Origin of the sequence: Thalassolituus oleivorans MIL-1 (assembly GCF_000355675.1) — a bacterium.
GTDB lineage: Bacteria > Pseudomonadota > Gammaproteobacteria > Pseudomonadales > Oceanobacteraceae > Thalassolituus > Thalassolituus oleivorans.
The window spans coordinates 1,198,721-1,219,434 of the sequence record NC_020888.1 but is presented as its reverse complement, the minus strand read 5'-3'; the positions used below and the strand labels follow the sequence as shown (position 1 = coordinate 1,219,434).

The following is a 20,714-nucleotide window of genomic DNA, read 5'->3' as shown; positions in this document are numbered from 1 at the left end:
TCACTCTTCTCCGGTTGCCATGCTGATATTGAGATCCATCAGTTCTCCCGACGCATCTAAGATCTTCACACCGGCCTCCCCAACAATAATAAAGTGGCCATCATTAGTTTCGACCACTGAAGATGATGCCTTACGGCCACCAAGAATAATTGAGCGCGGTGCCATTAGTTTTTCATTAAACACCACAACTGAACCAGCGTTACCCACCAGCAATGCTTCACCATTGCCAACAACGCCGCCTAATAATGTTTGTTCACTGCCTGTCGTTAATTCGACCCAAGTAATGCCGTCGTCTTTTGAACGAAAAACATGACCGCGTAAACCGAACAAGAGTTGCAAATCACCGCTATCCACCATGCCAAACAGTGAACCATCGTAAGGCGAATCTTGAGTTACCCAAGTTTGCCCTAAGTCATCCGAACGCAATAGAAGACCCATTTCGCCGACAATTGCCAAAGAAGTCGGACCGACATTGGTGATAGCATTTAGGTGTAGACGATCAGGATTGGGTAATCGTGAAGAAACATCTTCCCAATTTTTACCACCGTCTAAAGTTTGAAAGAACATGCCATAGGCACCAACGGCAAAACCGCGATTGGCATCGTAAAACCAAACATCAAGAAATGGCTTAGTAGACCCTGTGTTCTGGTCATACTCAGCATCTTGAACTGCAAAACTGGCTGCTTCTTCGGCCATTTCTGCGTTTTCAATTCGTAGATCATTACCAGAATCGGAGGCCGCAACAAGCGCATCTTCTGCTTTCGCTAAATTCGCTTTTGCTGCGCGGACGATGGCATCATTTGCTGCAAAACCATCAAATTGTTTTTCCCAACTACGACCAGCATCACTGCTGTGTAATATCACACCATCATGTCCCACGGCCCAACCATAGCGGTCACCCGAAAAGTGCACGGCCGTCAGCGTGACCGATACAGGCACATCGCTTTGACGCCAGCTCATCCCATTATCGTCCGAAAAAACAATATGTCCGTATGAACCTACGCTAACGATACGATTGCCCGCACGAGTAACATCTAATAACAATGACTCATGTGCACGCATAGTTTGTAAAGCAGGCGAATCGAGCGGATCTATCCACTCTGCTTGTGTTAGATCAGCGGCAAGCACCATAGTAAGTAGTGCTATAACGCGGGATAAACCATTCAGGCGCGCATCCCCATTTGCACATCCTTTAGGCTTAACCAAATTAAAAAACATATCAGACCCCGTTTTTATAGTAATGTCGGCTGAGGCTAGTCTATCGAACTGGCCTGATCTTGACTAACGTCCCGTTGTTACAGAATGTAAGGCAAATTTCTGTAACGCTACGACCAGCACTACTTTTCATGAATTTCGGGATCAATAATGAAAGCTGGTGTAGTTATAAGGATAGACGCAATCCTAAAAAGCAAAACGGACGAAGTTCACACTGCGTCCGTTTTACAACTTTAATCTTAGCGTCTTCCACGCCGCCTTAATTCAGCTGGCGTGAAATAGCGTTCACCTGGCGGTGGACTACTGTAATCTATCTCGCCCATTTCTTCGTTTGACAGTCCTTGAACATGGTATCGGCGAGCTTTCAGATCATGGAACACATCAAGCGTCGTCCACGTCACTGGCAATTCATAGTAAGTTTTCATATAGGCCGTGGATACACGCCAGAGATCGCCTTGGTTATCGTACTGATCTGCTAGCACGATTCCCCAAGTATCTTCATCTATATAGAAGCGACGTTTACTATAAACGTGGCGAACACCTGCTTTCTGTGTAGCTTCTAATACCCAAACACGATGTTTTTCATAACGCGTGTACTCAGGGTTGATGTGTCCAGGACGTAAGATATCGTTGTAGCTCAGTTCATTCGAGCTAAGACGATAGTTGTTGTAGGGAATAAATAATTCTTTTTTACCCAACAACTTCCAATCAAAACGATCCGGTGAACCGTTGAACATGTCGGTATCATCGGCGTAGCGTAAACCATCCGCTGCTGCAATGGGCGTATCGTATGCTAGGTTTGGTGCGCGACGTACGCGACGCTGACCCGCGTTATAACCCCAAGCTTGGCGAGGTTCATCCGCTTGGTTTAACGATTCATGAACTAATACCGCACCACCCGCTAAACGCGCAGGCGCTTTCGTTACAGATAGGTAATAGAACAAGATGTTATTCAGATCTTCGATGGTACGATCTTGACGATAGTAGTTAAATTCAACTTCTTGCTGCACGGTCGTAGGTGAAAAATTACCATCAACTTGTACCGCAACTTCAGAAGCTCGAAGCTGCAAGTATGTACCGCGCCAGCGAGTAATGTGATTCCAAATGGCTTTTAAGCCAGCTTCTTTATCATCGAGATCAATGACCGGAAACGGAATACCACCGTATGCGTACAACAGCGATGAGCCATTATTCGCTAACTCACTGCGTACCGCATTTTTATAAGTGTTTTCGTATACCCATTCAGGCGCTGCAGCAGTTCTACGCGTCTTATATACCGGTATTTTGAAAGTGTCAGGGTAAACATCGAACATAGCCATTTGGCCATCACTCAAATACGCGCGATATTGAGAGGCGTTCTTTGCATTAATCGTAAATAACGGTTTATCACCAGGAAACGGGTCAATATGATGTTGACCAGCCTTGGTATAGCCCAAAGGAGGCAAGGATAACCCTCCGCGCCATGGTGGAATATCCTTACCATTCCCAGCACGCTCTCCGCCAACGGGAGTCAGATCTTCCTTCAGGCGCTCCGCCTGCTGCACAGAGACAGCTGCAAAAACACTCGATGTGGAAAACATCAAAGCCAGCGCACCCGCTGCTATCCATTTTTTCTTATTCATTTACAACCTCTAAACCCGAGAGAATCATCATGCTTCTCTGCTAGGGAACCACTGAACTACCCATAAATGGTTGTGCTTTTTCTTGCTGTATTCACATTAAGACGTACCGAGGCTCTTACTTACAACTTCGTATACGTCTTTAGATAGATTGCCCTGATGCATAATGCGTTGCAATTCGGCTTTCATCAACTGTGAAAGAGTTGGCACAAGTCGCTGCCATTTTGTTAACGGGGTCAACAAACGTGAGGCGATTTGTGGGTTGCTGCTATTTAAACGTATAACAGCATCGGCTAACAACGCATAGCCAGCTCCATCTTCTCGATGGAAGTTAACTAATGATTGATTGGCAAAAATGCTGATCACAGACCGTACTTTATTAGGATTACGCCAATCAAATGCTGGGTGTGCTAATAAATACTTAACATGTTCAACCGTACCCATTGCCGATGACCCAGCTTGAGCACTTAACCATTGATTCACCACCAATGGGTCTGTTTGCCATTGTTGATAGAAGGAGGTCAATGCCGGAGCCGCTACCGCCTCGTTACCACTATTCACCATAACGATAAGCGCAGCCATTTGATCCGTCATATTATCGGCCGAAGCAAATTGTTGCTGCGCTTGCTCTAAACCTTCATCTGTCACGCGCGCCCAGTAACTTAACGCTAAATTCTTCAATGCGCGAGCGGTCATTTGAGCCGGAATGGGGGCATATTCGTCAGAACTGCACAATCTCAAGTAACAGTCTTTAAATTCTGCACTCAAATCGACTGCAATTGCTTGGCACACGGCTTCACGCGACGTATGAATACGCAGGGGATCAACCACATCACTGAATTCAGAAATATAGGCTTCTGACGGCAAGGTCAGTAAGTACGCCACCATTGCTGCATCTAACTCGGTATCGGCCAACAATGAGGCCAATGCTTCGCGTTCTGTTGGCGCGAGTGAAAATTCAGACGTTGCCGCGGCTTGCTCAATCCAATGCAACATTAAACGCTGACCAGCATCCCAACGATTAAAACCGTCACTATCGTGCTTTAGTAGGAACAAAAGATCGGTCGGAGTTTGATCGAATTGCACTTTTACAGGGGCTGAAAAATCGCGAAATAACGAAACTACCGGCTCAGTGGTTACGCCACTAAATACAAACGTTTGTTCAGCTTCTTTAAAATGCAGTACTTGGCTTTCAGGTGTCCAAGCCGCTGCGGGTTCAACTTGAATCGCCATATCATTGCCGTTCGCATCAAGTAAACCAAGCTGCACTGGAATCCAAACCGGTAATTTATTCGTTTGCTTTGGCGTATCAGGCGTGTGCTGGCGCAGAGTTAAACTTAAGGTTTTCGCCTCAGCATCGTACTTCGTCGTCGCACTCACAATCGGTGTTCCCGCTTGTTTGTACCAACGTTTGAATAAGGTTAAGTCAATACCACTCGCGTCTTGCATCGCACTAACGAATTCATTGATAGTGACGGCCTGACCGTCATGGCGAGCAAAATACAAATCTGAGCCTTTACGGAATTTCTCTGCACCTAAAATTTTGTGCAGCATCCCCACGACTTCACAGCCTTTTTCGTAAATCGTAACCGTATAAAAATTGGAGATTTCGATATACGCATCAGGCTGCACTGGATGCGCCATAGGGCCGCCATCTTCAGCGAATTGCACCGTACGCATAATTTTCGCGTCTTCTACCCGTTTTACAGTGGCAGAATTCATATCGGCAGAGAAACCGGCATCACGGAAAACAGTAAAACCTTCTTTCAAACTTAATTGAAACCAATCACGACAGGTCACGCGGTTGCCCGACCAATTGTGAAAGTATTCATGCGCAACAATGGACTCTATACGTTGATAAGCCGCATCGGTAGCCGTTGCAGGATTGGCCAATACGCACGACGAGTTAAAGACATTAAGCCCTTTATTTTCCATCGCGCCCATATTGAAATCATCAACAGCAACGATCATAAAAATATCAAGATCGTATTCACGCCCGTAAACCTCTTCATCCCAACGCATAGAGCGCTGCAATGCATCAATGGCGTAATCGGTTTTATCAATATTCTGTGGTTCAACAAAAATCTTGAGCACCACGTCACGACCACTCATGGTGGTAAAGCGATCTTCTTTTACTTTCAAATCACCGGCCACCAGCGCAAATAAATACGCCGGTTTTTTGTGAGGATCTAACCATACTGCATGACGTTTGCCATCACTGACGGTTTCACTCACAGGATTCCCATTCGATAGTAAAACGGGAAATTGCTCAGCATCAGCAATAATTTCAGTAGTAAATACCGACATCACATCTGGACGATCTGGGTAATAAGTTATGCGACGAAAACCTTCGGCCTCGCACTGGGTGCAGTACATTCCGCCAGAACGATACAAACCTTCGAGCGCGGTATTTTTAGCTGGATATATGCGAGTCACGATAGCCAAGGTATGACGCTCACCCAAGCCATGAATCTCCATTGACTCTTCACCCAACACATAACGTTCTGCCGTCAAAGGCTGGCCATCTAATTCAATTGAAATGAGTTCCAACTCTTGACCATCAAGGTGCAAAGAGGTCGCATCAGCTTGATGGCGCACAAGCTCTAACTTACTGTGCACTATGGTGTAATCATTAAATAACTCGAAACGCAGATGAGTCGTCTCGACTTGATAATTCGGAGCACGATAATCACTCAGTTGAATCGCTTTTGGCTGTGCGTCTCGCATATCGACCTCGATGCTTATCTTACGCGCTGAAAGTAACGGCGTAAGAGGTATATTTGCGTAAATTAATCACACCAGTATCTAACATTAAATACTGACCTTTTATTCCCAGTAACACCCCGGAAACAACGGGTGTTTTATCTAGATTATGGCTAACAACCTTAGTTGGATACTGCAGTACTGGGTAGTTAAATTGTCTTACCGTTTCACTGCCTAACCAACTCACAGAGCCTGGCCCTGCGTCTAATTCAATAGCCGCAAGCTCCGCAGAGAACTGTTCACGTAGCGCATCTCTGGTAGCTTCAAGATCCACAGCCGGCGCTTCAGTTTTCAACATAGCTTGCCAGCTAGTTTTATCAGCCACTTGCTTGCGCAAGGTATCTTCAATCAATCCAGATAAACGTCTGTTCGCTACCCTAGCAATAGGCAAAGCCTGAGAGGCTCCCTGATCTAACCAGCGCGATGGCATATTTTTCATACGCGTAATGCCAACTTTAATGCCGCTAGAATTAGCAAGGTAAACAATATGATCGTTAAAACATATTTTTTCAGCCCATTGCGGCTCTCGACAAGTTCCCATATGAAAATGACATTTTTCAGGGCTCATCATGCAGGAATCGCATTGCGCTAATTTAGTAAAGCACGGATAGCAATAACCCTGATTGAAACTCTTGTTGGTACTGCGCCCACAATGGCAACATTTAATAGCACCTGTCCAAGTAATAGTAATCGCTTTGCCTAAGTATTGATTAAGATCGACTAGATGTTCATCTAAAACCATTTGATAGGTTAGCGGCTCTCCCGGCTGCACCCGCATTTTGTCTAGGTGCCCTGTAATTTCCATCGTGTTTTACCTTAATGCGCTGTCATCATTGCAGAGTCAATGTTTGCGTATCATCATCTTTTGAGGATTTGCACTGGCTTTCCATATAACCAACACGCAGCTCTTCCGGCACATTGTGAGTCACTTCATAGTGCATAATGGCTTCCATACATAACTCACGCTGGCCTTCAACTAACAGCCTGCCATCCGGCCACTTACCCGTTGCCACAGCATTTTTCAGATTTTCATACACCTCAGGAGTCAGTGCTTTAATTAATTGTTCAAGCGTCATGTTTACCTCGTTTTTTGACCGGCCAAAGCCAACCCAACATTAAACCCGCTAATAAACCGCCTAAATGGCCACCATTGGCTATTCCAGTTAAACCCGGTTCAATTGTTTCTGCAGCTATGGTTACTGCCATGATCACCACCATCACGGTCATCAGTGCCGGAGGAATTCCGTAAGCTATTTGATAGCGGCGCTGACGTAAACCGACCCAGCCGACTAGGCCGTAAACCACGCCAGAAATTCCGCCAAATGCCGGTCCTTGGTACCACCACTGCAAAATATTACCCGCCAATCCGCAAACAGCAATTAACGCTATCAAGGCAATCCATTCACCTCGCCTTTCTAATGCGCGACCTAAGACCCAGCACCAAAAAGTATTGTTAAGTAGATGCAACAAACTGAAATGCAACAAAGTCGGACGCCACAACGACCATAGCCCCATATCGACATAACTCGCTAGCGCATAACGTTGCTCTGGCCAAAGGGTTTGCCCAGCAGACACCCACTCATGCCAAAAAGGCGAAAACTGCATCGCCAAGTACACTAGTGGTAATAATATGACTAAGGCCAATGTTACAGGGGTTTGCAGCGCCGACATTACACCGGCAAAGATGCCAACGCTAACCGATTCTTTTGGCTCTTCGACGCGTACGCCATTGTGCCAATCATCGATAAAACCTTTTACCAATGGAAATTGCCGTGGATCAGCAATAAATAAACATTGCTCCCCTTCAATTTCAATCACTCGGTGTACGATTTTCTCGGCCCACAATCGCTGCGTCACTGGACTTAAATCAAGTCCTAGAGGCGCTTTCAGTATCAACAATGGTTCCATTAGCGCTCGCTTTTTTCCACTCGAACCCAAGTGAACTTGCTCTTTTGCAGCGCATGCTCAGTATCCATTCTATAAGCAACTAAACGCCCATATTTCACTGCACTGTAATCAATACAGGCGATATTGGGCACAATTGGAGCTGGCAAACCCGCCATCCAATAGTGACCAATAAACAACGGCTTTTCTTCTGGGCCGTAATACAACAATTGCTTTTTCTCATCTTCGCTAAGCAGCGCATGCTGCAAATCTTCCGGAATCGGATCTGGCTGAAAAACAACTTCGTTATAGCGTTCGGGTTGATCGGCCCAAAACTTGGTGCGGAAAAACTGCCGTTTCATGCCGTCTTTTGCCGTCATAGTGCGCCCATCTGGCAATTTCAATGAGGTGCCACGTAGCATTCGATCGAGAAAACGATAGATAAAGGAATCGGTGTTAATTGATTCTGGCAGCATGTCACGTGCCAGCTGATTACCACCATACCGCGCTATGTATTCATCAATCATAGCTTGGTCCCAACAGGCATGAACCACGCGAAAATGGTCAAACTCTAAAAACAAAGGCAGATCAATAAACCAGTCTAAAAACTCGTTAAATTCTTGCGGGTAATTAGCAAATTGTTCGAGCGTTTGCTCCACCATAAAATCATTGCGCTTGGTGTGTTCGCGCAAGAACGGTTGGCGCATACCTGGAGGTGCCTCGGTGCAATAGGTCACGACGTTGTATTCGTGATTGCCCATAACAATGTGGGCGTGCCCATTGTCCACCATGTCACGCACAACGTGACAGGCGAGCCGAATGTTCGGACCGCGATCGACGATATCCCCCACAAAAACAACTTTGCGTTTTGGATGTTGATACGCCCCGTTGCGCTTGGTGTAACCCATTTGTTCCAATAACTCGATCAGCGTATGTCCACAGCCATGGATATCACCAATCAAATCGTAGCCTTGGTGCATACTCAATCTCCGAGATTACTACTCCAGCCCAACTTGGTTCGGCAGATTTCGTAGAAATTATGCCCTTTGGGATGAATCAATTTCAGTTTGTGCGACTTTTTCCGAATGGTAATGCTATCACCCGGAGCACATGGAATATGACTTTGGCCGTCGCAACTGACGGTTGGATAAAGACCTTGGCTGGCATCCACAACAATTTTAATTTCACTCTTACCGTCAACCACAATAGGACGACTGGATAAGGTGTGTGGAAACATCGGGACTAAGACCAGAGCATCTAAACGCGGATGCATGATAGGGCCGCCACCAGAAAGTGAGTATGCCGTTGATCCTGTTGGCGTAGATACGATTAAGCCATCGGAGCGTAAGTTGTAAACAAATTGCCCTTCGATGTACAAATCGAAGGCGATCATACGTGCTGATTTACCGGGGTGCAGAACGACATCATTCAATGCCGCAGCAGAACCGATGGGATTACCATCGCGCTTAATCTCGGCATCAAGCAAAAAGCGACGCTCTTCGATGTATTCGCCATCCAGCACGGCTTGCACCGCGTCACACATACCGTCATCAGGACTGATATCAGTTAAGAAGCCTAAGCGACCACGGTTAATACCCAACACTGGTGTATTGAAGCGCGCTAGCGCACGCGCTGCACCAAGCAAACTGCCATCACCGCCAACGACGATCACCAGATCACATATTTCACCCAGTAGATTGACGTTGGACACTTGCATACCGTGACCAGGCATCACTTCGGCAATACGGTCGTCCAATATGACGTGATAGCCTTCATCGACCATATAACGCGACAAACGGCGAATCGTTTCAATTACTTTATTGCTATTTAATCGACCGATAATGCCGATATTGCGAAATTCTTCCATTACGAAACCTGATCACCTCAATTTTGGCGCAGCTATGATAATGTGCGCACTATATTTGTTAGGCACTGCTGCAAGAATACGGCAAAGCATTGCCATAAAAACGTTAGTCGCTTTATACCATACAGGAGTGAAAAACACTTGTTGACCTCCCCGCTTAATCCAGAGCATCCATTTTTTGCGATCGAGTGTAAAGCTCAGCGCGATATGGTGTGGAGCGTACTTGGACCGTCCATGCTCGATTGCTCATGGGCTCCGCAACACCCTAGCTGGTTGCAAGCCGACTGGCAGCTACTCAGCCATGCAGAAGCAGAGTTTACCCCAGAGTTTTCCAGTACTCGCCTTGGTCTGATGTTCGAACAACTGTGGCAACGCGCCTTATCACTCACAGGTTCAGATTGGCTAGCCAATTTGCAAATTAGTGGCCCAGAACGAACGCTAGGCGAGCTAGATTTACTCCTCAGACAAGCAGACAAAGAGTGGCACCTCGAACTCGCGCTCAAGTTTTACTTAGGGCATCGCAACGAATGGATCGGGCCGAATCGTCGTGATCGATTAACCGACAAGCTGGCCCATACCCATTCCCATCAACTGGCATTGTCGCAGCAGCCCGAGGGAAAGAAAGCACTAGAACTTGCGGGCTGGCACGCCCCTGAACCGCAAGCGCTGATGCGCGGCTGCTTATTTCATCCCGCCAAACCAGAATTTAACGGCAGTCTTCCCGAAGAAGTATCTGCAAGCCACTGGCGCGGTCGCTGGTGTCACTACCAAGATGCTGCAGAGCTATTACCCGAAGGTCCTTGGTACGTAATATCCAAACCGGATTGGATAAGCCCTGTACGTTGCCCACTAACAGTGGAGCGCGCAGAACTCATACGATATTTAACAGCCCACTTTGAATATTTAACAGTTGCCGTTTGTGCTGTTGTGGCAGTTGAAGGCCAGCAAGGCTGGGTAGAACAACAACGTTGGTTAATCATGCCGGACAACTGGCCGCAGGGATTAGACTAAGGTTCACGCCTCGCCGCCCTTGTAAACCACCGGTATGAATCACTAAACGGCGCACATTCGATAATCTCCCCGCCGACTGTTCTTGCTCTAAGGCCCAGATCACCTTGGCCGTGTAAACCGGATCAAGCGGCAACTCAAGCGCATCGTAGCGCTGAATTACATGTTTTACCGCATCAGGGTAGCGACCAAAACCACCACCGTGATACTCATCTAGCACTTGCCAGTCTTTGCCAGAGCCAAGCTCTCGTTGCCAGCGTTCTTGTTGCTCGCCTTGATCCGCTACGCAATTCACACCAACCAGTTTGGTGTGCGCTGCTAACTTGGTGGCTATTCCAAGCGCCGTAGTGCCAGTTCCTAGCGCCAACCACACTTCGTCATAGCCTGACGACCGTTCGGCGATTAAAGCACACCCCTGACGCCCCTCAGGCCCATCTCCTCCCTCAGGGATAACCCATGCATCCCATTGCTGAGCTAGGTTTTGTCGGTAAGCTTCGTCATAGCGCAACGCATACTCTCGTCGATTACAGAACTGCAGCTGCGCTCCCCAAGCTTGGCAATCAACTAGCGTTGGTGTTAGCGGCAATTCAGCAAAGCCTCTTACCATTAGCGTCAACGGCACATTAGCCTGAGCACACACGGCAGCTAACGCATGGAGATGATTCGAATAGGCACCGCCAAAACTCAACAATCCACTGCGACCGGAGGCCTGCCATGCTTGCAGATGCCCCATTAATTTAAAAATTTTATTGCCACTCACGAAAGCATCTAGCTTATCTAAGCGCAAGACATCACAGCTTCCTGCGCCCTGCCAATCGGGCAAGGGATGAATCGGCGCGGTTCGCGAAATAACAGATGATACGATGTCATTTGGTGACATAGGGATCAGGGCACACGGCCCACCTTATTTAGAATTTCTTTTTAGCCTGCGCTGACGGATCCGTTGGAATTCCAAACTGGCCGCTGGCCTCTGCGGCTTCCTCTTTCGACAATGCCCGCGACAACGCATCGTTTGGATTAACATTGTCTTTGCTATTGTACAAAGCGGCTGTGCGCTGAGCTAATTCACGGATACGCTCTGTTTTCTCCGGATACTGCAAATCAAACTCTATTAATAATTTTTTTGCGGCCTTGTAGTAATTCGAAGCCGTAAGGACGTCTCCGCGCTGCCCAGCAACATCGCCTTGAGCTGTGTAAGTGTCAACCTCACGTTCCAACATAGTCATGCGCAAGTAGCGACGATATTCCAACATTGCCGTTTCAGATATCACCCTACCCTTCGCTAACGGCCCTAACGTTTTTAATATGCGCGTTAACTGTCGACGACCATAACGTAACTCTCGATCACTTTTGAACACCTTACGTAAATTTTGGTTTTGGCTGATTTTCTGACGATATTCATCAACATCAAATGCCTGCGCAGCCGGTGCATCTTTGTCAGCTTTAGGCATCGCACTATTCGCACGTTCATACAATTGCACGACTCGATCCAGAACAACCTGCTGAATTTCTTGATGATTGTCGACCAATATCAGAAATTCGAGCGCTTCCAACAAGTCATCAGCCTTTTGTTTTACTAGACGCGCTTGCTCTCGCTTGGCATTACTCGCTTGCTGCTTGCGCCCCCAAATAACGAAGGCAAACAAGACTAAACTGATGGGTACCGCGATCGCGATTACCAATCCAATTGCCGACATAGACTAAGCCTCTCCGTGAATAATGTGCTATTCCTAGCAAGTCAGCGATAAAAAAATGTAGCCGATCAATACCAAAATCGGGCATATATATGTCGCTATTGAGTGAAAGTTTAGCAACTTTTCCGCACACTGCCGGTCAAGTTGCAACATCGGAAATATACATCCGGACTTGACCGCACCCTGGGGTGTGCCTTTAAAGTGTCGCCTCTTAGGCTCGCTGAATCATCAGAACAAGGGTTAATCAAAGGACTATGGGCAAATCTCTGGTCATCGTGGAATCGCCAGCAAAGGCTAAAACGATTAATAAGTACCTGGGCAATGATTTCATTGTGAAGTCCAGTGTCGGTCACGTGCGCGACCTGCCAACATCAGGCTCTGCTAGCAAGAGCGATCCGAAGGAGCGTGCTCGTCAAGCAGCGCTTACTCGTAAAATGTCGCCTGATGAAAAAGAAATTTACAAAAAGAAAAAGGCACAAGACCAGCTTATTAACCGCATGGGCATCGATCCAGAGCACGGTTGGAAAGCGTCTTATGAAATTCTTCCCGGCAAAGAAAAAGTCGTGGAAGAACTAAAACGCCTCGCAAAAGATGCCGATCAAATCTATCTCGCAACGGATTTGGACCGCGAAGGGGAAGCCATCGCTTGGCACCTGCGGGAAATTATTGGCGAAAAAGACAAGCAATACCGTCGCGTGGTATTCAACGAAATCACCAAAAAAGCGATTCAAGCAGCGTTTGAAAAACCATCAGAGCTGAACATGAATCGTGTTAATGCCCAGCAAGCACGTCGATTCCTCGATCGTGTCGTGGGTTTTATGGTGTCGCCGCTGCTATGGGCAAAGGTCGCCCGTGGCCTGTCTGCCGGTCGCGTGCAATCCGTTGCCGTACGTTTGATCGTTGAACGTGAACGAGAAATTCGGGCCTTCGTACCAGAAGAATACTGGGAAGCGTTCGCCGATTTAAATACCAATTCCGGCGAAATTTTGCGAACTCAAGTGGCGCGTCGTGCTAACGGTGAATTTCGTCCAAGTAATGAAACAGATACGCTTAGTGCTTTAGAGCTTATCCGTAAAGGTCCATTTGTCGTTAGCAAACGCGAAGATAAGCCGACCAGCTCAAAACCAGCAGCACCATTTATTACCTCTACCCTGCAGCAGGCCGCTAGTACGCGCTTAGGCTTCAGCGTTAAGAAAACTATGACGTTGGCTCAACGTTTGTACGAAGCCGGTTTTATTACCTACATGCGTACTGACTCTACCAATTTGAGCCAAGATGCCGTTGCCAGTGCACGTGATTATATTCAGCAGCACTTCGGTGATGAATACCTGCCAGAGCAGCCGCGTATTTATAGCAGCAAAGAAGGTGCTCAAGAGGCTCACGAAGCCATACGACCTTCTGATGTGACGGCAAAAGCCAGTGTTTTGGCCTCGATGGAGCCTGATGCCCAGCGCCTATACGATTTAATTTGGCGTCGTTTTGTTGCCTGTCAAACGGCAGATGCACGCTTTACCAGCACCAGCGTTACCGTGACTTCTGGCGAGTTTGAATTAAAAACTCGCGGTCGCATTATTCGTTTTGACGGCCATCTAAAAGCGATGCCATCACAAGGTGGTAAAGGTGAAGAAGATATATTGCTTCCGGACGTATCCGAAGGTGATGTTCTGCACTTAGACAAGCTAGAACCTAAGCAACATTTCACTAAACCATCTCCGCGTTTCTCAGAAGCGGCATTGGTTAAAGAGCTAGAAAAACGCGGTATTGGTCGCCCTTCGACCTACGCCTCTATTATTTCAACCATTCAAGAACGCGGCTATGTCAGCCTAAAAGCACGTCGTTTTTATGCTGAGAAAATGGGCGATATCGTTACCAGTCGGCTAGTTGAAAATTTTGATGGCCTAATGGATTTTGGTTTTACCGCCAACATGGAAGAAAAACTGGATGATATCGCTGATGGCGATGTGAACTGGACTTCTGTACTCGATGAGTTTTATCAAGGTTTCCGGACACAGCTTGATACCGCTAGTGGCGAAAATGGGATGCGCCTAAACGCCCCCGTTGATACCGATATCGACTGCCCTAATTGCGGCCGACATATGCAAATTCGCACCGGTAGCACCGGCGTGTTTTTAGGCTGTTCCGGCTATGGTTTACCGCCGAAAGAACGCTGTACTCAAACGCTTAATCTTATTCCAGGTGAAGAAGCAATCACCGCTGAAGAAGATGAAGAAGCCGAAAGCCGTCGTTTAATGAACAAGCGTCGTTGCAAAATTTGCGACACGGCGATGGACAGCTATTTATTGGATGAAAACCGTAAAGTACATATTTGCGGTAATAACCCCGACTGTAACGGTTTTGAAGTCGAAAACGGTCAGTTCAAGATTAAAGGCTATGATGGTCCGCGCCTTGAATGTGATCGTTGCGGATCTGAAATGCAGTTAAAGTCTGGTCGTTTTGGTAAGTATTTTGGCTGCACCAACAACGAATGCAATAACACGCGTAAGTTATTAAAAAATGGTGAAGCTGCACCACCAAAAATGGATCCAATTCCAATGCCAGAGCTACGCTGTCTGAAAGTTGATGATAGTTATGTTCTGCGTGATGGTGCTGCAGGCCTATTTTTGGCGGCTAGCCAGTTCCCAAAAAATCGTGAAACGCGCGCTCCTTTGGTCACTGAATTGATTCCATACCAAGCGCAAATACCAGAAAAATATCACTATTTACTCGATGCTCCGCGTACTGATAGCGACGGTAACCCTGCAATTATCCGCTACAGTCGTAAAACCAAAGAGCAGTACGTAATGACTGAAGTCGAAGGTAAGGCAACTGGTTGGAGCGCTTATTTCGATAAAGGTCGCTGGGATATTACTGAGAAAAAAGCAGCAGCAAAACCAAAAGCAGCTGCGAAGAAAGCACCAGCTAAAAAGAAGACTTGAACCACAACAAAGTGATTTGAGTCTGATAATCAAATCATAAAAAAGTGTTAAAAAAAGCCGGCATTGCCGGCTTTTTTTTCACTCTAACGTCCGATGTTCAAAACGTAATTAAGGTTTTAGGGTTATATCTCAACCCAATGACATATGGAGCATGTTATGCAAAATCACTTCAAATTAGCCTGCAAAACCTTTTTCCTCAGCTGCTTAATGGCGATTGCTATTCCTACGCTTGCGGGAGAACCAAGCCAGAGTTTAATTAATATTAACAACGCCAGCGTTGAACAATTGAGCGAACTAAAAGGCATAGGTAAGGCGAAAGCTGAAGCCATTGTCGCTTATCGCGAAGCACACGGAAAATTCTCTTCTTTCGAAGAGTTATCGGCCGTAAAAGGAATTGGCGCAGCCACAATAGAAAAGAATAAAGCTCTGTTAGCAATCGAATAGCAGATATAAAAAAACCGCTCACAACACATTGTGAGCGGTTTTTTTAACAATTATTTATTGTAAAACTAAGCAATTGCCCCACTCACAGCGCATCAATAAATGATTCGCACCAGGACATGAGACATCATAAATTTCATAAGGCCATTCGCCTTTCAACAATTGCACTTCGGCATTTGGGCAACCCTCACGCTTCGATAACTTTTCAACCACGTATAAAGAACGACCATATTGACGCTGAGTCTTTAACTCCACCATGCCGCGACGCAAATCCAGTATTTCGGCATCATTGACTGAACGACGTTGTAACGTTACTAATTCATTGTAGGTTTCGTCAGAACCGTGTAGATCCCACTTACCTTGATTGTATTGGCCAAGAATCTTAATACACAATTCTTCGCGTCCTTCTTCATCACCCGCTTTGTCCATCAACTTAGTGACGGTTTCTTCAGCACGCTCGGTGACCTCCCATGTCATCGCCATGGCTAAACGAGCACCTGTATCCGCTCGAGTATCGGTCACGGTGACAATATTGTACGCCAAGCCAAAATCAGCTCCCTCAACAAATGGACCATTGCGCTCCCACCAGTTATTACGAGCCGTTAACCCAGCTTGACGTGCACGAGGGCTGACGTCGCGACATTGAGAAACCCAAGTACGCAGCATAGTATCGGCTTGCAATGCGTAGAAGACAGCCTCACCTTTTGGCGATAACGGTGTCTGTGCACAACCTTGAATAATGAGCGCGGCCATTACAGCCAGAATGAAACGTAATTTCACGGGTCAGTTCCTCTTGTTATTGTTGAGCAAAAATTCACGAGCCTGTTCTGCAGAGAACGGCCAGTTTAATTCTTGTTCGGTGAGTTCGTTCAAAATGACGGGGATTCTTGTGCCGTAGCGCTCAACAAGAAGGTCTGACTCGGCAATATCTTCCTGATAGATAGTTACTTCTATACCTTCTGCGGCAACGACCACCAATTGAGCAGCAATATCACACAGATGGCATCCATCAGTACCGAATAATACAAATGTCATTAAACCCCTCCACAACTGGTACGAGTATACCGCTGCGCAAAGGGGCTGACTATTAGGTAAAGCTTAATCAGAGTAGGCGATTTAGGCCTTCATTAAAGCTTTGCAATATATGGTAATCCGGTTTTTCCGGTAACCATTGCTGCATCATGTCTTGCAGTGTTGTGCGTGGCTCTGCCAGAGGGCTCGCTTTATCTAACGCTTTGATATACTCGTCGACATATTGCGCTAACGGCGATTGCAGCGAATCCAATTTCGGCGTTGGTAATGAAGGAGCTCCAGCCGCATAAGCACGACTGACTGACGAAAATGAGCGCTGACGTAGATCTAAGCTCATCGACGCAAGCTCATTGCCATCGAAGCCTAAATTCATCGCCTCTCCTAATGCTGCGCCGAGGTCGCCACCAAAAAACTTATCACTTAGCGATTTAACATCATCAAACAAGGCAGAAAGCGCATCTAATTCACCTTGATCTAACGAGCCTTCGACTTCTAATTCGAAGTTTTGTGAAAACGTAGAGCCGGACAAACTATTCGAGCCATTGCTTACACTAAATTGGCCTTGCTGATGTTTGAAATTAACCGTGACTTTATCGCCATCTCGCGTAACAACCTGCATCGACAAGGTATTTGAACTACCTCTTACACTGCGTTCAGATGTAACTGCCTGATTAGTAAGAACAGAATCGGTCTCAGTAGTGGCGGCGACATCTGCAGGTGCCGATTGGTCTGGATTCGCCAAGGCATCAAGACCGTCATCGACCAGTTTACGACTCGCGGTAATTTGCGCTTTCATCTCGTCATCGAGCAACCCCATGCTATCAAGCATATCCTCGGCATCAGCATAGCCTTTGGATATTCCAGATCGGGCCGCATCAATACGCTGTTGAATACGCTCTTCGCCAGCCCCTTGGTCACGTAATGACTCAATACCTGCCGTGACGTGAGCCAAAATATTAGCAGCGGTATCTTGCGCACTCTGTTTTGGACCTTGCACAACGGTTGGAGCCGCTTTCGCAGTCGCTTGTGTAGCTTCTGTCGAATCAGTGCTCGTTTCTGTTGTAGATTTACGCGCAGCGCCATCCGCAGAATGCCCGGAATACTTATGGCCTGACGTTAGAGAATGATAGGAATTTAGTGAATTATTAAACTGTATGCTCATGGGTATCTCCCGGGCCTTGCATTGTGGTTAGTCTATCGACCAGAAAATGCAAAACTTGAGCAAAAATTATTCAAAAAGGCCACTTGATGTAAATTCAGTGGCCTATGCAACTTCAACTAGTAACAAATTGCGCCTTGTTGATACTCATGGGGCAATTCGACCGACCAAGTAATCGCTTGCTCGTCAATAGCATCTAACAATTGCTGCGAATTGAATTGACGGTAGCGCATGACCAACAAGGTTCGGTATGCGGCGGTCAACGCTTGCTCCGTTAGCTGAAGTGTCGCTTCTAGGGTCATGATCTCCTCTTCAACTAACGACTTGCGCCATTGCGTGTAGTCTCGTAACGCGAGTTCATGATCAACTAAAGGATTAATGAGCGAGTTCTGATTTGAGCTATTCATAACGTCAACCTGCGAATTTTCCATTGGGTAGGTCACCACAATGAACTCAGACACTACGAACTACCAGTTCATTTTTTGAACACTTCAGTGAATAAAATTCAATAATAAGGCAGAGCTAGACGACATAAGCCAATTAAAGGCAATAACCGCCAACCCGATCAGCGGCGGCTATTGCGATATTCGACAGGAGTTTGATTGGTCCAGCGCTTAAACGCCCGATAAAATGTGCTGGGTTCCGAAAAGCCCGTGAGATAAACGATTTCGTCGATACTCTCATCCGTTCCCGACAACAGTTTCTTTGCCAAGTTACAACGATAGTCAGCCAACAATTGGTTGAAGTTAGTGCCAGCTTCAGCCAAGCGAGTGCGTAGCGTTCGCGATTTAATATTCAACCTTGATGCTACGTCTTCTAAATTTACTTGGCCGGTTTCTAATACCTCACCAAATACTTTGTACACCCGAGTGACCACATCTTGCCGCTCGAGCTTGGCCACATGTTCACTGGCAAGCTTTTCATGCAGCTGCAATAACTCTGGTTCAGCATGCAATGACGGTAAATCGAGTAATTGAATGTCAAAGTGGATGCGTGTTTCTGGCTCTGAAAAACGTACAGGGCAACCAAATATACGTTCGTATTCGCTAGTATCAGTAGGCGCAGAATGGGAAAAATCGATCGCCGAAGGACGAAATGCACCATCCGTCACATAACGGAAGAATCCTATCAAACCAAGCACCATACACTCGTTCAAGTGACGTAATGAACCCAACAATTCGCTCACACTGTCGACAACGATACATGCCAAACCGTCGTGAACTTCCACACTGGCTTGCGAGGCGTCACTCAGTAGACGTTGATAATTGAATGCACGAGCAAGCCCGTCGCCAAACGTAGGGCTAGAAAGAAACAGATACTGCAACACCTGACCTTTATAAACCGGCATATTTTCACCGAGATGCAAACCAATGTTTGGATCTTGGCTAACCTCCTCCATAACGCTCCAGAACAAGCCCTGAGCTTCATGCGGGGTACGCAAATTGCGGTCAGTCAGCAACTCTGGAGTTATCCCCAGTCGTTTACACACTTCAGAAACATCTAAGCCCATCTTCAGCATCGCTTGGTGAGCTAACTGAATCATAATGCCTGAGTCTCTTAATTCTGCCATTCCGCCAGACATAAGTTATTGATATTCCTTGCGAGTATTGGTGGAATTCTGCCACATAGCGCAAAGGCTGCAAGCCTTATTGACCAAAGTGACGCAAACGACATAGGCTAAGCGCCAATGAGGCCAGAGACAAGTTCATTGTAAACTGTTTGCCTTGTTATAACTTGGCCTGTATCGCCCCAAGGACTGTTCACTATGAATCAAGCTACGCACATGCAATTTAATGCGACTCCTGGCAACCTGAGTCAGTACGCTCGTTGTGTTATCCAGAAAGTGACCAAGAATGGCAAAGCCGATTTACCCAAAGTCGAAGCTGTGCAAAACAATGTTCGCACCAACCAAGCCCGCGTTTCTGCCTATGCCCGCGTTTGTGGTTTCGACGATAACTCCAATTTATTGCCTATCACCTACGCACATACCCTCGCGTTCCCGTTGCATATGGAAATGATGCTACATGAATCTTTTCCGGTTACACCAATGGGCATGGTTCACATCCGCAACAGTATTACTCAGCACCGTGCAATTCATGTTGATGAGAAGATGGATATTCGTTGCTTTTTTGCTGAGGGTGAGCGTACTAGCAAGGGCTTGGAATTCGACATTCAAACAGAAGTCCGCATTGGTGGAGAATTAGTTTGGGAAGGCACAAGCACCAACTTAGCTCGAGTTACAGGACCTGGCGCTCCTAAGAAAGCAAAAAATAATACTCCCCGTCCAGCCTTGCCTGATTTCCAAATGAAAGAACGTTGGATTTTAGCTACTGACTTAGGTCGTCGTTATGCCCGCGTATCAGGCGATACCAATCCTATTCATTTGCATTCTATTCCAGCAAAACTATTTGGTTTCAAAGGTCATATTGCTCATGGCATGTGGAGCAAAGCTCGCGCAGCAGCAGCTTTATACAAAAAAGTAAATTCTGAAGCCTGCACCATTAGTGTTGAATTTAAGTTACCGGTATTTTTACCGTCTAAGGTGGAATTTAACTACACCGAAAGCGACGCTGGCATCAACTTTGATCTACGCGATGACAAAGGCCAAAAAGTACATATGAAAGGGCAAATCATTAAGCTATAAGCCGAACTTGGAAGTGCTCAAGCCACAGGCCTAATTACTCAGGCTTGTGGTTTTATCGACGATTTAACGCCCCCCAAAACCCATTCCTTAGCCTCTCCTACTTCATCAAACAATGCCACTGGATAACCAGGCGCGTGATAAGACAGAAACATCGAGGTTAAATGACGCAACATAAAAGAAGTCCCTACAATAGCAACTGCTTCTGTTGATTCTAAGATCTGAGGATGAGACGCAAATAACTGGACTTCAAAATCCACCGTTAGAATGTGTTGCGCTAACATCACAACAGGACGCCTTGCCTTTCCCGTCAAACGCAAACGCTGTCCATAAAGAAAGCGCATTAAATCAACACTTAAATGGCTTAGATCCGTCAGATCGTGGTACACAATACCGTCATCACCAAGACGCGTTATCGGCTTAGGTAATTGATCGGTGTCTCGAATTGACATATTACC

The 20,714-nt window shown here is 46.5% G+C and carries 20 protein-coding genes; 4 read left to right on the top strand and 16 right to left on the bottom strand.

Features of this window, described 5'->3' with window-relative positions:
- The 8 genes from TOL_RS05515 to TOL_RS05480 all read right to left on the bottom strand — a co-directional run bounded on the left by TOL_RS05515 (nucleotide 1) and on the right by TOL_RS05480 (nucleotide 9,348).
- A complete protein-coding gene (locus TOL_RS05515; RefSeq protein WP_015486313.1) occupies nucleotides 1-1,218 on the bottom strand; it encodes a WD40/YVTN/BNR-like repeat-containing protein in 1,218 nt (405 codons plus the stop codon).
- Between the two features lie 236 nt (nucleotides 1,219-1,454).
- Nucleotides 1,455-2,837, bottom strand: a complete 1,383-nt coding sequence (locus TOL_RS05510; RefSeq protein ID WP_015486312.1) for a DUF1329 domain-containing protein — start codon at nucleotides 2,835-2,837, stop codon at nucleotides 1,455-1,457.
- A gap of 96 nt (nucleotides 2,838-2,933) precedes the next feature.
- Nucleotides 2,934-5,561 (bottom strand): aminopeptidase N, encoded by a 2,628-nt coding sequence (gene pepN / locus TOL_RS05505; protein ID WP_015486311.1) that lies wholly within the window; start codon nucleotides 5,559-5,561, stop codon nucleotides 2,934-2,936.
- Nucleotides 5,562-5,580: 19 nt separating this feature from the next.
- On the bottom strand, nucleotides 5,581-6,402 hold the full coding sequence (locus TOL_RS05500) for a DUF2797 domain-containing protein (protein WP_015486310.1): 822 nt from the start codon (nucleotides 6,400-6,402) through the stop codon (nucleotides 5,581-5,583).
- A 25-nt stretch (nucleotides 6,403-6,427) separates the two neighbouring features.
- A complete protein-coding gene (locus TOL_RS05495; protein ID WP_015486309.1) occupies nucleotides 6,428-6,673 on the bottom strand; it encodes a YeaC family protein in 246 nt (81 codons plus the stop codon).
- Nucleotides 6,663-7,505, bottom strand: coding sequence for a rhomboid family intramembrane serine protease (locus TOL_RS05490; protein ID WP_015486308.1), 843 nt, complete (start codon nucleotides 7,503-7,505; stop codon nucleotides 6,663-6,665). The genes TOL_RS05495 and TOL_RS05490 overlap by 11 nt, the downstream gene beginning before the upstream one ends.
- Complete coding sequence (locus TOL_RS05485) at nucleotides 7,505-8,461, bottom strand: metallophosphoesterase (protein ID WP_015486307.1); 957 nt, start codon at nucleotides 8,459-8,461, stop codon at nucleotides 7,505-7,507. The genes TOL_RS05490 and TOL_RS05485 overlap by 1 nt, the downstream gene beginning before the upstream one ends.
- Before the next feature lie 2 nt (nucleotides 8,462-8,463).
- Entirely contained in the window at nucleotides 8,464-9,348 is an 885-nt protein-coding gene (locus TOL_RS05480) for an NAD(+) kinase (protein WP_015486306.1), read from the bottom strand.
- Between the two features lie 138 nt (nucleotides 9,349-9,486).
- On the opposite strand from TOL_RS05480, the gene TOL_RS18210 reads away from it, so the two are divergent.
- Nucleotides 9,487-10,356 (top strand): DUF1853 family protein, encoded by an 870-nt coding sequence (locus tag TOL_RS18210; protein WP_015486305.1) that lies wholly within the window; start codon nucleotides 9,487-9,489, stop codon nucleotides 10,354-10,356.
- Here TOL_RS18210 and TOL_RS05470 read toward each other — a convergent pair.
- Together TOL_RS05470 and TOL_RS05465 are read right to left on the bottom strand one after the other, a co-directional pair.
- Complete coding sequence (locus TOL_RS05470) at nucleotides 10,322-11,233, bottom strand: 1-aminocyclopropane-1-carboxylate deaminase/D-cysteine desulfhydrase (protein ID WP_015486304.1); 912 nt, start codon at nucleotides 11,231-11,233, stop codon at nucleotides 10,322-10,324. The genes TOL_RS18210 and TOL_RS05470 overlap by 35 nt on opposite strands.
- 28 nt (nucleotides 11,234-11,261) lie before the next feature.
- Nucleotides 11,262-12,050 (bottom strand): hypothetical protein, encoded by a 789-nt coding sequence (locus tag TOL_RS05465; protein WP_015486303.1) that lies wholly within the window; start codon nucleotides 12,048-12,050, stop codon nucleotides 11,262-11,264.
- Nucleotides 12,051-12,301: 251 nt separating this feature from the next.
- On the opposite strand from TOL_RS05465, the gene topA reads away from it, so the two are divergent.
- Both topA and TOL_RS05455 read left to right on the top strand, forming a co-directional pair.
- Nucleotides 12,302-14,983, top strand: a complete 2,682-nt coding sequence (gene topA / locus TOL_RS05460) for a type I DNA topoisomerase (protein WP_015486301.1) — start codon at nucleotides 12,302-12,304, stop codon at nucleotides 14,981-14,983.
- Between the two features lie 156 nt (nucleotides 14,984-15,139).
- Nucleotides 15,140-15,427 (top strand): ComEA family DNA-binding protein, encoded by a 288-nt coding sequence (locus tag TOL_RS05455; protein WP_015486299.1) that lies wholly within the window; start codon nucleotides 15,140-15,142, stop codon nucleotides 15,425-15,427.
- A gap of 54 nt (nucleotides 15,428-15,481) precedes the next feature.
- Here the strand turns inward: TOL_RS05455 and TOL_RS05450 are convergent, their stop codons facing one another.
- From TOL_RS05450 to TOL_RS05430, 5 genes are all read right to left on the bottom strand, one after another.
- Nucleotides 15,482-16,204 carry a hypothetical protein gene (locus TOL_RS05450; protein ID WP_015486298.1) on the bottom strand — a complete coding sequence of 241 codons (723 nt, stop codon included), beginning with the start codon at nucleotides 16,202-16,204 and terminating at the stop codon, nucleotides 15,482-15,484.
- A 3-nt stretch (nucleotides 16,205-16,207) separates the two neighbouring features.
- On the bottom strand, nucleotides 16,208-16,459 hold the full coding sequence (locus TOL_RS05445; protein ID WP_015486297.1) for a glutaredoxin family protein: 252 nt from the start codon (nucleotides 16,457-16,459) through the stop codon (nucleotides 16,208-16,210).
- Nucleotides 16,460-16,526: 67 nt separating this feature from the next.
- Nucleotides 16,527-17,618: a DUF5610 domain-containing protein gene (locus TOL_RS05440; RefSeq protein ID WP_015486296.1), complete on the bottom strand. Its 1,092-nt coding sequence runs from the start codon at nucleotides 17,616-17,618 to the stop codon at nucleotides 16,527-16,529.
- A 116-nt stretch (nucleotides 17,619-17,734) separates the two neighbouring features.
- Entirely contained in the window at nucleotides 17,735-18,076 is a 342-nt protein-coding gene (locus TOL_RS05435; RefSeq protein ID WP_044019374.1) for a hypothetical protein, read from the bottom strand.
- Between the two features lie 104 nt (nucleotides 18,077-18,180).
- Nucleotides 18,181-19,197: an AraC family transcriptional regulator gene (locus TOL_RS05430; protein WP_015486294.1), complete on the bottom strand. Its 1,017-nt coding sequence runs from the start codon at nucleotides 19,195-19,197 to the stop codon at nucleotides 18,181-18,183.
- Between the two features lie 183 nt (nucleotides 19,198-19,380).
- Between TOL_RS05430 and TOL_RS05425 the strand changes: the two genes are divergently transcribed.
- Nucleotides 19,381-20,259 (top strand): MaoC family dehydratase, encoded by an 879-nt coding sequence (locus TOL_RS05425; RefSeq protein ID WP_015486293.1) that lies wholly within the window; start codon nucleotides 19,381-19,383, stop codon nucleotides 20,257-20,259.
- A 38-nt stretch (nucleotides 20,260-20,297) separates the two neighbouring features.
- On the opposite strand, the gene TOL_RS05420 is transcribed toward TOL_RS05425, so the two are convergent.
- The gene (locus tag TOL_RS05420; protein ID WP_015486292.1) at nucleotides 20,298-20,708 is read right to left on the bottom strand and encodes a DUF7793 family protein; all 411 of its coding nucleotides are present in this window, start codon (nucleotides 20,706-20,708) and stop codon (nucleotides 20,298-20,300) included.
- Nucleotides 20,709-20,714 lie beyond the last annotated feature (6 nt).

Coding starts and splice junctions, on each gene's coding strand:
- TOL_RS05515 (WP_015486313.1), bottom strand. CDS start 1,218: ATGTTTTTTAATTTGGTTAAGCCTAAAGGATGTGCAAATGGGGATGCG.
- TOL_RS05510 (WP_015486312.1), bottom strand. CDS start 2,837: ATGAATAAGAAAAAATGGATAGCAGCGGGTGCGCTGGCTTTGATGTTT.
- pepN (WP_015486311.1), bottom strand. CDS start 5,561: ATGCGAGACGCACAGCCAAAAGCGATTCAACTGAGTGATTATCGTGCT.
- TOL_RS05500 (WP_015486310.1), bottom strand. CDS start 6,402: ATGGAAATTACAGGGCACCTAGACAAAATGCGGGTGCAGCCGGGAGAG.
- TOL_RS05495 (WP_015486309.1), bottom strand. CDS start 6,673: ATGACGCTTGAACAATTAATTAAAGCACTGACTCCTGAGGTGTATGAA.
- TOL_RS05490 (WP_015486308.1), bottom strand. CDS start 7,505: ATGGAACCATTGTTGATACTGAAAGCGCCTCTAGGACTTGATTTAAGT.
- TOL_RS05485 (WP_015486307.1), bottom strand. CDS start 8,461: ATGCACCAAGGCTACGATTTGATTGGTGATATCCATGGCTGTGGACAT.
- TOL_RS05480 (WP_015486306.1), bottom strand. CDS start 9,348: ATGGAAGAATTTCGCAATATCGGCATTATCGGTCGATTAAATAGCAAT.
- TOL_RS05470 (WP_015486304.1), bottom strand. CDS start 11,233: ATGTCACCAAATGACATCGTATCATCTGTTATTTCGCGAACCGCGCCG.
- TOL_RS05465 (WP_015486303.1), bottom strand. CDS start 12,050: ATGTCGGCAATTGGATTGGTAATCGCGATCGCGGTACCCATCAGTTTA.
- topA (WP_015486301.1), top strand. CDS start 12,302: ATGGGCAAATCTCTGGTCATCGTGGAATCGCCAGCAAAGGCTAAAACG.
- TOL_RS05455 (WP_015486299.1), top strand. CDS start 15,140: ATGCAAAATCACTTCAAATTAGCCTGCAAAACCTTTTTCCTCAGCTGC.
- TOL_RS05445 (WP_015486297.1), bottom strand. CDS start 16,459: ATGACATTTGTATTATTCGGTACTGATGGATGCCATCTGTGTGATATT.
- TOL_RS05440 (WP_015486296.1), bottom strand. CDS start 17,618: ATGAGCATACAGTTTAATAATTCACTAAATTCCTATCATTCTCTAACG.
- TOL_RS05430 (WP_015486294.1), bottom strand. CDS start 19,197: ATGTCTGGCGGAATGGCAGAATTAAGAGACTCAGGCATTATGATTCAG.
- TOL_RS05425 (WP_015486293.1), top strand. CDS start 19,381: ATGAATCAAGCTACGCACATGCAATTTAATGCGACTCCTGGCAACCTG.
- TOL_RS05420 (WP_015486292.1), bottom strand. CDS start 20,708: ATGTCAATTCGAGACACCGATCAATTACCTAAGCCGATAACGCGTCTT.